Below are 10,954 nucleotides of genomic sequence, written 5' to 3'. Positions count from 1 at the left end.
TCTCGAGACCTATCAGGAGCTGTGCGACAATTTCATCGGCCGCTTCGCCGAGGAGGTGGAAGCCGGACATCCCGACCCCTGGACGACGATCGACCGGCTGTTCGAGGTGCATTTCAGCGAGGAATGGTCGAACCCGGACATATTGGGCGCGTGGATCGCCTTCTGGACGCTGGTCCGCAGCAACCCCGACTTCGCCGAGGTCAGCCGCCACTATAACGCACGCCTCCAGACCCTCCTCGACCGCGCCGTCGCCCGCCTGCCACAAGGGCCGGTCCCGCCCCGCGACATGGCGACGCTGATCTCCGCGACGATGGACGGCCTGTGGCTCGACTACAGCCTGTCGCAGGAACGCCTGACCCGCGAACGCGCGCTGGATCTCGCGCGGACGATGCTGCGGAGGCTGGCGCCGGTGGGGGCTGGGAATATTTGATGCAAGGACGCCGGAAAATGGCTTCCCAGTGAGCGATCGCACTCGCTGTGCCGACTGTGGCGCATTCCCGTCGCGAAAAGCCGATCGCCGCCGATATCCCTATAGCGATGAAGCCCATGGCTGCCGGTCAGATCAGGCGCGCAATCATCGGCCACATGATCGATGAATCGCCCTATGGTCCCGATCGGGCACAACCCTGTTCTATGCAGACGGCGAGAAACGCCGAGCCGGCTTTGTGAGCGACCTCCGCGGCACCTATGCGATTTCTGACGGAAAGGTGCTGATCACCGGACAGCTTCGCCCAGTTGCCCCGTCCACCATCGCGATCGAGTTCTACGTCAATGCCGTCGGCCGCATCTTCTATCGATACGCAGGGGCGGGCCGCCGGCGCGAGCCGAGTCCGCTAAAGCTGCTGCCCATCTTTCCCTCAGCAGGCGCAGGAGCGGGTTAGTCAACCAGCTGTTCGGCCCGGCGCCGCTGGGTTACATCTTCCAGCCCCCCCGCCTAATGCCTGGTGACACGCACCAGCGACCAGTCATAGCCGAGTTCTTCCACCCGGCGCCGGAGCATGGCCTTGCGGGTCTCGGAGGGTTCGGCCTCGCGCGAAAGCACCCACAGGTAGCGCCCCGAAGGTTCGCCCACGATCGACCACTGATAGTCGTCGTCATGGTCGAGCACCCAATAGTCACCATAAAACGGGCCGAAGAACGAGACCTTGAGCTTGGCACCCGTTGCAGGGTCGACGACCTTCGCCCTGCCGATAGCGGTCTTGAGCGGCCCGTCGATCACGCCCATGCGGCAGCTGTTCACCACCCTGATCGAACCGTCGGTATTGCGCGAATAGTCGGCCGAGACTGCCTCGCAGTTCTTCTGGAATGGCGCGTCATAGCGAAAGAGTTCGTACCACCGGCCGAGATAGCGATCTATTTCTACAGCCTTGGCCGGCTGCGGCACGGCCCGGTTCCCAACCGGCATCGAGGACAGCGTCGCGCAAGCGCTGAGAGCTCCAGCCATAGCGACAACGAGCACATGTCTAAGCCATGGCATAATTAGCGATACCCTTTCATTCCATGTGGAGCCGATGTCGACCTGCCGGTTCACCGACCCGACCTTTAGGGCTCATGCGGATCGCTGTCATGCAGACGTCTGCCCGGACTGAGTCTGCACGTCCGCCGGTTTCAGCAGGCCCAGATGACAATAGGGAAGTGGTAGCGGGCATTGACCCCGTTAGGCGAACGCGCCCAACATCGTCTTCTGCGCACGCCCGCAACCCACACCCATATTCCACAGACCAGTAACCTAAAGGCAGTTGCTCAGCCCTGGTCGGACCGGGAAGCGCTTACGCTCTCGCAAATTGTCCGGCGGCTGCGCCGAATTGTTCGCGGGCGAAGGCGCGGACCGCATTCATCGACGTAAAAATCTCGGCTTGAAGCTCGGATTCGACGATCGGGAAATTCTGAGAATTATACCAGGTCCGGCGCACCGTCAGCCGAAACTGATTGTCCGCGTCGGTGGTGATCAGGAACGGCTTGACGGAAACTCTCGACCTGTCGGCATTTGGTTTCTTGGCGGGGGTGGGCATGAAACGATCCTCATCCGATGTTGGGGCGTCGGGAGCGGAACGTCCGGGGACGCTCCGCCGCCGAGATCAAGCGGCCTGCAGATTGACGGCCGAGGTCTTGCCACGACGATCGGTCTCGAGCTCGTAAGAGACGCGCTGGTCCTTATCGAGCGTGCCCATTCCCGCCCGTTCCACGGCCGAGATATGCACGAACGCGTCGCCGCCGCCGGCCTCTGGCGCAATGAAGCCATAGCCCTTGTCATGGTTGAAGAATTTGACGGTTCCAGTGATCATGGGGATATCCTTGTCCCATATGTGACGAGCCTGCGCCAACGGCGGTGCATCCCGGCTTCCTGAGGCTATAAGGGGACAAGTGGCGCACGAGGCGCCGATATCCGTCGTATGCGACGTGAGCCCAATCTCCATGGCAGATATCCATCGAAAAGGAAAGGACCCAGGGCCGGGCACGACCGGTCGTCGGGTCGGGCCGGAAGGACCTGGCAGCGTCCGGGGAAAGATAAATCCGCAGCGCGCCCGACATTGCCGCGCCCGGTCTTGCCCTGTGCCGTCACCGACAGTCTGCGCATGCGTGCCGTGGTGGTTGCACGCGGGAGCGGAAGGTTACACAAGCCGGGGATGAATCCTGAACAGCCCTCGAACGCGACGCCCAATCGCCGCATCGCCCTGTTGATCGACGCCGACAATGTGTCGCACGCGAAGATCGCCACCATCCTGGCCGAGCTTTCGCGCTACGGGACGGCCAATATTCGCCGGGCCTATGGCGACTGGGGAAGCGCGGGACTGAAGGGCTGGAAGGACAAGCTCCACGCCTTCGCCATTCGGCCGATCCAGCAGTTCAGCTATTCCTCCGGGAAGAACGCCACCGATATTGCGCTCGTTATTGATGCGATGGAACTTCTCTACACGCAGAAGCTCGACGCCTTCTGCATCGCGTCGAGCGATGGCGATTTTACGCCTCTGGTGATGCAGCTCAAGGCGAACGGCCACGACGTCTACGGGTTCGGCGAGCGCAAGACGCCGGATCCGTTCGTTAACGCCTGCACCACCTTCCTCTATCTGGACAGTCTCCCCGATCCGGACATCCCGGCTCCGCTCAATAACAGCCGCCGTCCCGCGGCAAAGCGGGCGCCCAAGGCCGAAGCAAGCGGAGGGAGCAGGGCTGAGCCCGTGAGCGACGGCCAGCGATTGATTGCGCAGGACGCCGCACTGATCATCGCGTTGCGCGGTGGCGTCGAGGCAGCCGAACGCGATGACGGCTGGGCGCTGCTATCCACCGCCGGCAGCGCAGCCAAGCGGCAGGCGCCCATCGATCCGCGCAACTATGGCGTCAAGAATTTCCCCGCCCTGTTCGAAGCAACCGGCCTTTTCGACATCATCAGGGGCGAGAACGGCCTCACCTATGTCGCCGACAAGCGCAACAAGGACCGGACGCCCCGCCCCGGCACCTGATCGCTGACCGCTGATCGGCGCCGCCGGCTCGCAAGCGGCGCGGCGATTAACCAACCGATGACGGCGGCGATTCCGAATATTTCTGATCGCTCGCATCGAAGCCAGCCATCGGTTCGAACGACCGATCTATGACCGCGACTTCCCTCAGACCCGCCAGCTTGAAAGTGGCCAGCCTCGGATCGTTCAGCTCCTTGCCTTCACGCTCGACCGGAACCCCATCCATGAAGGGGGCGCCATGGCGGGTGTAGAGGATATGCGGCGCCACCTTCAGGCGCATGTTGTTGTAGGTGAGTTCGATGCACCGCTTCGAAGCGATGGCGTCACGGATGATTTCAGAGTCGGTCATGACCTGCGTCTGGGCTTGCCGCTTATCCAAGGCAACCAAATTGGTGCGCCGCCGCTCAATCGCGTCGCAGGGCCTCGGCCCCCTCTAGCGCACCACCCTTCCCCCCTTCATCACATGGTCGACCCGCTCCAGCGCGGCGATGTCCGCGAGCGGGTCGGCGGCCACTGCGATCAGGTCGGCATAATGACCGGGCGCGACCTCGCCGACGTCGGCGGATTTGCCCATCAGCGCGGCGGCGCTGGTGGTGGCGGACTGGATCGCCTGCATCGGCGTCATGCCGTAGCGGACCATGTAGCGGAACTGGCGGGCGTTGAGGCCGTGGGGATAGACCCCTGCGTCGGTGCCGAAGGCGATCTTCACCCCGGCCTTGACCGCCTTGGCGAAGCCCTGGCGCTGCGCCTCGGTCGTGTCGTCATTCTTGCGCAGGATGTCGGCGGGCCAGCCGTCACGGCGGCCGACCTCCGAAATATAGTCGCCATTATAGATGTCCATGACGAGCCAGGCGCCCTTCTGTTTGGCGAGCGCGATGCCCTCGTCGTCGATCAATGAGGCATGTTCGATCGACCGAACCCCGGCGCGCAGGGCGATCTTGATCCCCTCCGCACCATGGGCATGGGCGGTCACATAGCTGCGGTTGCGCGCAGCCTCGTCGACGGCGGCGCGGATCTCCTCCTCGCTCATTTCCGGGGCGCCCGGCTCGGTTCCGGCGGCGAGGACGGCGCCGGTCGCGATCAGCTTGATGAAGTCGGCGCCGCGCTGGAACAGCATCCGCGTCTTCGCTTTGACCTCCTCGGGGCCGTTCGCGACGCCCATGCGCATCGACGGGGGCACGCCCACGTCGGGCGCGGTGCCCGTCACTTCGCCGCCCCCGCCCGGTACGGTGACATAGGCCCCGGCCACCGCCATGCGTGGCCCTTCGACCGATCCGGCCTCGATCGCGTTGCGCAGCGCCACGTCGGTGAAGGCGCGGAAGGTGCCGACGTCGCGCACCGAAGTGAAGCCCGCCATCAGCGTGTCGCGCGCATGGCGGGCGCCGAGCAGCGCGATGTCCGCCTCCGAATGAAGCAAGGGCTCGGCGACATTGGCGCTCTGTTCGACATCGGCCAGATGGGTGTGCATGTCGATCAGGCCGGGCAGCACGGTATAGGCCGACCAGTCGACCAGCGTCGCGCCCGCCGGCGGCGGCGCATAAGGCGCGACCGAAGTCACCTTGCCGTCGTCGATGCGGATCAGCCGATCGGTGAGGACCTTGCCCGCCCCGGTATCGATCAGCCGCCCCGCGCGGACATAGCTGGTCTCGGCCCAGGCCTGCCCGGCCGCCACGACCGACAGCAGCGCCGCCAGACCGATCACCGCCTTCGTCACGCCGCGCCTGCCCGCCATGCTGGTCCCCCTTCTTACTGGCCCGGTCGGCAGGCCGAATGGCAATCCTGCACCACTGTTTGACAGGCGTCAAACAAGCCCATCTTGCGACTCCGCGCCGCTTATTATACAGATGTCAAACAAGCAGGAGTTGCCATGGCCACGCAGCCTCGTTCCGACGTTCATGACGATCCCGACGCGGGCTGGAGCCTGCCGGCCTGGACCTATTCCGATCCGGACTTCTTCCAGGCAGAGGTCGATCGCGTGTTCCGCCCCTCGTGGCAGATCGTCTGCCATGAAAGCGACGTCCCGCAGGTCGGCGACTATCATACGCTCGACTATATCGGCGAAAGCGTCATCGTCGTCCGGGGCGAAGACCGGGTGGTCCGGGCCTTCACCAATGTCTGCCGCCATCGCGGGGCGCGGCTGGTCGACGGCCCCTCGGGCTGCGCGAGCCGGCTGACCTGCCCCTATCATGCGTGGAGCTACGACCTCAAAGGCGCGTTGACCGGCCTGCCGCTGTCGCAGACCTATGCCGGCCTGGACCGCGCGGCGCATGGTCTGGCGCCCGTGCAGGTCGAGATCTGGCAGAGCTTCATCTTCGTCCGGCTGGAGGACGATGGCGGCCCGTCTGTCGCCGAGATGATGCAGCCCTATGCGGCCGAGGTGGAGCCCTATCGCTTCGCCGACATGCGCGCCTTCGGCCGGGTCACGCTGCGCCCGCGCGACGTGAACTGGAAGAATGTCGGCGACAATTATTCGGACGGGCTGCATATCGTCGTCGCCCATCCCGGGCTCACCCGACTGATGGGCAATGGCTATACGGTCGAGGCGATGGAGCATGTCGACAAGATGGCAGCGCCCATCCGCGACCGCCTGTCGAACAACCCGTCGGAGCGCGCCTATCAAGCGATCCTGCCCGACGTCGCGCACCTGCCCGAGGACCGCAAGCGGCTGTGGACCTATTTCAAGCTGTGGCCGAACTTCGCCTTCGACATCTATCCGGACCAGGTCGACTTCATGCAGTGGCTGCCGGTCTCCCCGACCGAGACGCTGATCCGCGAGATCGCCTATGCCGTGCCCGACGACCGGCGCGAGATGAAGGCCGCCCGCTATCTCAACTGGCGCATCAACCGGCAGGTGAACGCCGAGGACACCTGGCTGATCAAGCGGGTGCAGGACGGCATGGCATCGAAAAGCTTCACCGTCGGGCCGCTGTCGGAAACCGAGGTGGCGCTGCGCAATTTCTGCCGGAAGATGCGGGGCCTGATCCCCGAGGCGCGGCTGCATCATGCTCCCGCGCCGGGCTGGAGCCGACGGCCCCGCGTTCAGGGCTGAGCCGGGCTGAACGGAATATCGAGGAAGAGGGGAAAGCGATTGTCGACCCATTATGATGCCGTGATCATCGGCGGCGGCCATAACGGCCTCGTCTGTGCCTTCTACCTCGCCCGGGCGGGCCACAAGGTGCGCGTGCTCGAACGGCGCGACGTCGTCGGCGGCGCGGCGGTGACCGAGGAGTTCCACCCTGGCTTCCGCAATTCGGTGGCGAGCTACACGGTCAGCCTGCTCAACCCCAAGGTGATCGCCGACATGCGGCTGGCGGACCACGGTTATCGCGTGATCGAGCGTCCGGTGTCCAATTTCCTGCCACAGCCCGATGGCGGCTATCTTCTGCTCGGCGGCGGGCTGGAGCGCACCCAGGCCGAGTTCCGCAAGTTCAGCGCCCATGATGCCGAGGTGCTGCCAGCCTATTATGACGCGCTCGAAGGCGTCGCCGACGTGTTGCGCGACCTTGCCATGCACGCGCCGCCCAATGTCGGCGACGGCATCGACACGCTCATCGCCGGCGGACGCCAGGGCCTCCCGCTCGCGCGCCTGCCGCTCGAACGCCAGCGCGACGTCCTCGACCTGTTCACCAAGAGCGCGCGCACCGTGCTCGACGGCTGGTTCGAAAGCGAGGCGGTCAAGGCCGCCTTCGGCTTCGATGCGGTCGTCGGCAACTATGCCAGCCCCGACACGCCGGGCTCGGCCTATGTGCTGCTCCACCATGTCTTCGGCGAGGTGAACGGCAAGAAGGGCGCCTGGGGCCACAGCGTCGGCGGCATGGGCAAGATCACCTCGATCATGGCCAAGGTGTGCCGCGACCTGGGCGTGGAGATCAGCCTGGAAGCGCCGGTGTCGCAGGTTCTGGTCGACGGCGGCCGCGCGGTCGGCGTGCGTCTCGACAGCGGCGAGGAGATCTACAGCCGCCGCGTGATCGGCAATGTCGGACCGAAGCTACTCTACGAGCGGCTGATGGACCCGTCCGATCTGCCCGACGACTTCCTGCGCCGCATCCGGTCGTTCAAGGCGGGGTCGGGCACCTTCCGCATGAACGTCGCGCTGTCCGAACTGCCGAACTTCACCTGCCTGCCGGGACCCGGCCAGCATCTGGAATCGGGCATCATCATCGCGCCGACGCTCGATTATATGGACCGCGCCTTCCTCGACGCGAAGCTGCACGGCATGTCGAAGCAGCCGATCGTCGAGATGCTGATCCCGTCGATCGTCGACGACAGCCTCGCTCCCCCGGGGCAGCATGTCGCCAGCCTGTTCTGCCAGCAGTTCGCTCCCGTCCTGCCCGATGGGCGCAGCTGGGACGACGAGCGCGAGGCTGCAGCGGACCTGATCATCGACACGGTCGAGGCCTATGCGCCGGGCTTCAAGGCCTCGGTACTCGCCCGGCAGATCCATTCGCCGCTCGACCTCGAACGCAAGTTCGGGCTCGTCGGCGGCGACATCATGCACGGCAACATGTCGCTCGACCAGCTGTGGGCTGCGCGCCCGGTGCTCGGCCATGGCGGCTATCGCGGCCCTCTCAAGGGGCTCTACATGTGCGGCGCGGGCACCCATCCGGGCGGCGGCGTAACGGGAGCGCCCGGCCATAATGCGGCCCAGGTGATCCTGTCCGACGCGGGTCTCTACGGAAAGCTGCGCGGCCGCGCCTGAGCGGTCAGCCGGCGGAGGAGGCTGCGGCCTCCTCCAGGATCCACTGGCGGACATGCCGCAGCGCGCGGCTTTCGGGCACCTCTGCGGGCGAGACCAGATAATAGGCTTCGTCGCTCGCCAGCGGGATGTCGAGCGGCGACACCAGCACGCCTGACGCAAGCTCGGGTTCGATCAGGAAGCGCGGGATCAGCACCGCCCCTGCCCCGGCCGCTGCCGCCTGTGCAAGCATCAGGAACTGCTCGAACGAACCGCTCGGCGCCGGCGGCACCGCCGACACGCCCGCCGCACGGAGCCAGCGCGCCCAGGCGGAGGCGCGTGACGACTGGATCAGCAGCGGCCAGCGCAGCACATCTTCGGCCTGCTCTATCGGGCTTCTGGCGAGCTGGGCCGGTGAGCAGACAAGGATCGCCTCCTCGCGGAACAGCAGGTCGTGGCGCGCGCCCGGCCAGTCGGGCAGGCCGAAATGGATCGCGGCGTCGAACGGCTCGTCCGAGAAGCTGAACGGAAAGGAGCGCGCCGCAAAATTGACGATGATGTCGGGATGCCGCGCGGTGAGGCCCGCAAGCCGGGGCGCGAGCCAGCGCATCCCGAAGCTCGGCAGCGTCGCGATCGCCACCTCGCGATCGGACCGACGGTTGAGCGCCGCCTCGGTGGCGCTGCGGATGCGATCGAGCGCGGGACCGACGCTTTCGGCATAAGCCCGCCCTTCCGGGGTCAGCTCGACCCGGCGACCCTTGCGCCGGAACAACGCCAGCTGCAGCCAGTCCTCGAGCTGCGCGATCTGCCGGCTGACCGCACTCTGGGTCAGCCCGACCTCTGCACCCGCGCGCGAGAAGCTTTCATGCCGCGCCGCCGCGACGAAGGCCGCCAGCGCGCCGGTCGGAGGAAGCAACCTTCGGCGGTTATCGTACATTCCAAATCCTCATCTACAGATGAATCTATGCCATTTTGAACCAAGTGCTCAAGGCGGTAAATAGAGCGCCTGTCAGTTCACTTCATGATGGAACCGGATATGAGCGCCGTCGAACGCCTGATCGAAGCCCAACTGGGCGCGGAAGCCACCCGCCGACTCCTCGAGGTGGTCGAGATCGATCCCACGATCGGCAGCGGCGATGGCGACGACGTGACCCGCGGCGATGTCGCGATGGCGCTCGGCGCCTGCCTGTTCGACGGCCTGCTGCGCACGGTGCCCAGCGGTGCGGCCTATGTCGAGGACCGCCGCGCCGAGGGCGGCAAGGTCTGTTTCGATCATGGCGCGATCCGCACGATCCTGTTCGCCGACGGTCCCACCGGCGCGCTTCCGGCAGGGCAGCTGGCTTTCTCGCGCATCCTCGAGCCGCTCGGCTATGCGGTGGCCGGCACCTATCCGCTCCCCCGCCTCAACATGACCGGCCGGGCCTATTGCCACCTCGACCATGCCGAGACGATCCCGCAATATTTCGTGAGCGAGTTGCACGTCGACCGCTTCGACGAAGACTTTGGCGTGATCGCCAAGCGCGTGTTCGGCCAGTCGCGCGATCCCCTCGGGGCCGCCGCCCGGACGCTGCTCAAAGCGCTATCGGCGACGCACAAGGCGCCATTCGTCGTCGCGACAGCAGGCCTGCCCGAATTGCTCGCCGCCTTCGGCCGGCATCATGACGAGCCGACGCTGGACGACTATCACGCGCTGCGCGGCGCCTCGCCCGAGGCGGCCTGGATCGCGACCGAGGGCAACGCCTTCAACCATGCGACCGACCGCGTCGCCGACGTCGAGGCGCTCGCCGAGCGCCAGCGCCTGATCGGCCGGCCGATCAAGGAGCGCGTCGAGATCTCGACCAATGGTCGTGTGCGCCAGACCGCCTATCGCGCCGATCCGGTGACCCGCCGCTTCCGTGCCGAGGACGGTACCGTCGAGCAGCAGGTGCCGGGCTCCTTCTACGAGTTCATCACGCGCGACAGCGATCCGGAAACGGGCCGGCTCGACCTCAGCTTCGACAGCGGCAATGCGACCGGCATCTTCCAGATGACCAAGGTCGCATGACCCTCGACGGCCTTGCCGCGATCGTCGGCGAGCGCAACCTGCTCGACGCGCCCGAGGATCTGGCCCGCTATGACATGGACGGACGGCAGGGCGGCGGGGCCGCGCTCGCGGTGGTGCGTCCCTCTTCGACCGAGCAAGTCTCGGCCCTGGTGCGCGCGGCCCACGCCGCCGGCCAGCGACTGGTGCCGCAGGGCGCCCGCTCCGGCTTGGTGGGCGCCGGCCTCGCCGACCGCCAGATCGTGCTGAGCCTCGAGCGCCTCAACGCCGCGCCGGTGATCGACGCGGTCAACCGGACCGCCGATGTCGAGGCCGGGGTGCTGCTGTCGACCCTCAACGCGGCGGCGGGCGAGCATGGCCTCTATTTCCCGATCGATCTCGGCGCGGACCCATCGATCGGTGGAATGGTCTCCGCGAACACAGGCGGCGCCCGGCTGCTGCGTCATGGCGACGTGCGGCGCAATCTGCTCGGCCTGGAGGTCGTGCTGTCCGACGCGGAGGGCACCATCCTCCGCTTCGGCCGGGGACTGTGGAAGGACAATAGCGGGCTCGATCTCAAGCAGTTGTGGGTCGGCGGTGCCGGATCGCTCGGCATCGTCACCCGCGCGACCGTCGCGCTGCAGCCCAAGCCCGCCAACCGCATTACCGCGCTGATCGCGCTCGACCGGCCCGAGGCCGCCGTCGATCTGATCGCGCCGCTCGAAGCCGGCCTCGGCACGCTGCTGACGGCGTTCGAGGGCATGTCGCGTCCGGCGATGGAAGCCGCCCTCGCCCATGTCC

At 66.3% G+C, this 10,954-nt stretch carries 13 protein-coding genes; 7 read left to right on the top strand and 6 right to left on the bottom strand.

Going from position 1 to position 10,954, the window contains the following annotated elements; translation table 11 throughout:
- Together KAY22_RS19135 and KAY22_RS19130 are read left to right on the top strand one after the other, a co-directional pair.
- A partial coding sequence (locus tag KAY22_RS19135; RefSeq protein WP_296624872.1) for a TetR family transcriptional regulator C-terminal domain-containing protein occupies nucleotides 1–430 on the top strand: 430 nt, incomplete at its 5' end.
- Between the two features lie 235 nt (nucleotides 431–665).
- Nucleotides 666–881, top strand: coding sequence for a hypothetical protein (locus KAY22_RS19130; RefSeq protein WP_296624871.1), 216 nt, complete (start codon nucleotides 666–668; stop codon nucleotides 879–881).
- Between the two features lie 53 nt (nucleotides 882–934).
- Here KAY22_RS19130 and KAY22_RS19125 read toward each other — a convergent pair whose 3' ends face one another.
- The 3 genes from KAY22_RS19125 to KAY22_RS19115 form a co-directional block, all read right to left on the bottom strand.
- Nucleotides 935–1,384 carry a lipocalin family protein gene (locus KAY22_RS19125; protein WP_296624870.1) on the bottom strand — a complete coding sequence of 150 codons (450 nt, stop codon included), beginning with the start codon at nucleotides 1,382–1,384 and terminating at the stop codon, nucleotides 935–937.
- A gap of 385 nt (nucleotides 1,385–1,769) precedes the next feature.
- The gene (locus KAY22_RS19120) at nucleotides 1,770–2,012 is read right to left on the bottom strand and encodes a hypothetical protein (RefSeq protein ID WP_296624869.1); all 243 of its coding nucleotides are present in this window, start codon (nucleotides 2,010–2,012) and stop codon (nucleotides 1,770–1,772) included.
- Nucleotides 2,013–2,078: 66 nt separating this feature from the next.
- Nucleotides 2,079–2,285 carry a cold-shock protein gene (locus KAY22_RS19115; protein ID WP_296624868.1) on the bottom strand — a complete coding sequence of 69 codons (207 nt, stop codon included), beginning with the start codon at nucleotides 2,283–2,285 and terminating at the stop codon, nucleotides 2,079–2,081.
- Nucleotides 2,286–2,627: 342 nt separating this feature from the next.
- Here KAY22_RS19115 and KAY22_RS19110 point away from each other — a divergent pair, with 342 nt between their 5' ends.
- Nucleotides 2,628–3,461 (top strand): NYN domain-containing protein, encoded by an 834-nt coding sequence (locus KAY22_RS19110; RefSeq protein WP_296624867.1) that lies wholly within the window; start codon nucleotides 2,628–2,630, stop codon nucleotides 3,459–3,461.
- Between the two features lie 46 nt (nucleotides 3,462–3,507).
- Here KAY22_RS19110 and KAY22_RS19105 read toward each other — a convergent pair whose 3' ends face one another.
- Both KAY22_RS19105 and KAY22_RS19100 read right to left on the bottom strand, forming a co-directional pair.
- Entirely contained in the window at nucleotides 3,508–3,807 is a 300-nt protein-coding gene (locus tag KAY22_RS19105) for a hypothetical protein (RefSeq protein WP_296624866.1), read from the bottom strand.
- An 84-nt stretch (nucleotides 3,808–3,891) separates the two neighbouring features.
- Entirely contained in the window at nucleotides 3,892–5,190 is a 1,299-nt protein-coding gene (locus KAY22_RS19100) for an amidohydrolase family protein (RefSeq protein WP_296624865.1), read from the bottom strand.
- A gap of 135 nt (nucleotides 5,191–5,325) precedes the next feature.
- Here KAY22_RS19100 and KAY22_RS19095 point away from each other — a divergent pair, with 135 nt between their 5' ends.
- Nucleotides 5,326–6,507 (top strand): aromatic ring-hydroxylating dioxygenase subunit alpha, encoded by a 1,182-nt coding sequence (locus tag KAY22_RS19095; RefSeq protein WP_296624864.1) that lies wholly within the window; start codon nucleotides 5,326–5,328, stop codon nucleotides 6,505–6,507.
- Between the two features lie 39 nt (nucleotides 6,508–6,546).
- Entirely contained in the window at nucleotides 6,547–8,157 is a 1,611-nt protein-coding gene (locus tag KAY22_RS19090; protein WP_296624863.1) for an NAD(P)/FAD-dependent oxidoreductase, read from the top strand.
- Between the two features lie 4 nt (nucleotides 8,158–8,161).
- Here KAY22_RS19090 and KAY22_RS19085 read toward each other — a convergent pair whose 3' ends face one another.
- Nucleotides 8,162–9,070 carry a LysR substrate-binding domain-containing protein gene (locus KAY22_RS19085; protein WP_296624862.1) on the bottom strand — a complete coding sequence of 303 codons (909 nt, stop codon included), beginning with the start codon at nucleotides 9,068–9,070 and terminating at the stop codon, nucleotides 8,162–8,164.
- A gap of 99 nt (nucleotides 9,071–9,169) precedes the next feature.
- Here KAY22_RS19085 and KAY22_RS19080 point away from each other — a divergent pair, with 99 nt between their 5' ends.
- Both KAY22_RS19080 and KAY22_RS19075 read left to right on the top strand, forming a co-directional pair.
- Nucleotides 9,170–10,177 (top strand): DUF1338 family protein, encoded by a 1,008-nt coding sequence (locus KAY22_RS19080; protein WP_296624861.1) that lies wholly within the window; start codon nucleotides 9,170–9,172, stop codon nucleotides 10,175–10,177.
- On the top strand, nucleotides 10,174–10,954 hold a 781-nt coding region (locus KAY22_RS19075; protein ID WP_296624860.1), incomplete at its 3' end, for an FAD-binding oxidoreductase. The genes KAY22_RS19080 and KAY22_RS19075, both read left to right, overlap by 4 nt.

Origin of the sequence: Rhizorhabdus sp. (genome assembly GCF_018006725.1) — a bacterium.
Classification (GTDB): domain Bacteria; phylum Pseudomonadota; class Alphaproteobacteria; order Sphingomonadales; family Sphingomonadaceae; genus Rhizorhabdus.
Note: the sequence above shows the minus strand (reverse complement) of the source record. Positions and strands in the feature narration are given on the sequence as shown.

Excerpts from the sequence above, each read along its gene's own strand:
- KAY22_RS19120 (WP_296624869.1), bottom strand. The coding sequence starts at position 2,012 with ATGCCCACCCCCGCCAAGAAACCAAATGCCGACAGGTCGAGAGTTTCC.
- KAY22_RS19105 (WP_296624866.1), bottom strand. The coding sequence starts at position 3,807 with ATGACCGACTCTGAAATCATCCGTGACGCCATCGCTTCGAAGCGGTGC.
- KAY22_RS19115 (WP_296624868.1), bottom strand. The coding sequence starts at position 2,285 with ATGATCACTGGAACCGTCAAATTCTTCAACCATGACAAGGGCTATGGC.
- KAY22_RS19085 (WP_296624862.1), bottom strand. The coding sequence starts at position 9,070 with ATGTACGATAACCGCCGAAGGTTGCTTCCTCCGACCGGCGCGCTGGCG.
- KAY22_RS19110 (WP_296624867.1), top strand. The coding sequence starts at position 2,628 with ATGAATCCTGAACAGCCCTCGAACGCGACGCCCAATCGCCGCATCGCC.
- KAY22_RS19080 (WP_296624861.1), top strand. The coding sequence starts at position 9,170 with ATGAGCGCCGTCGAACGCCTGATCGAAGCCCAACTGGGCGCGGAAGCC.
- KAY22_RS19100 (WP_296624865.1), bottom strand. The coding sequence starts at position 5,190 with ATGGCGGGCAGGCGCGGCGTGACGAAGGCGGTGATCGGTCTGGCGGCG.
- KAY22_RS19095 (WP_296624864.1), top strand. The coding sequence starts at position 5,326 with ATGGCCACGCAGCCTCGTTCCGACGTTCATGACGATCCCGACGCGGGC.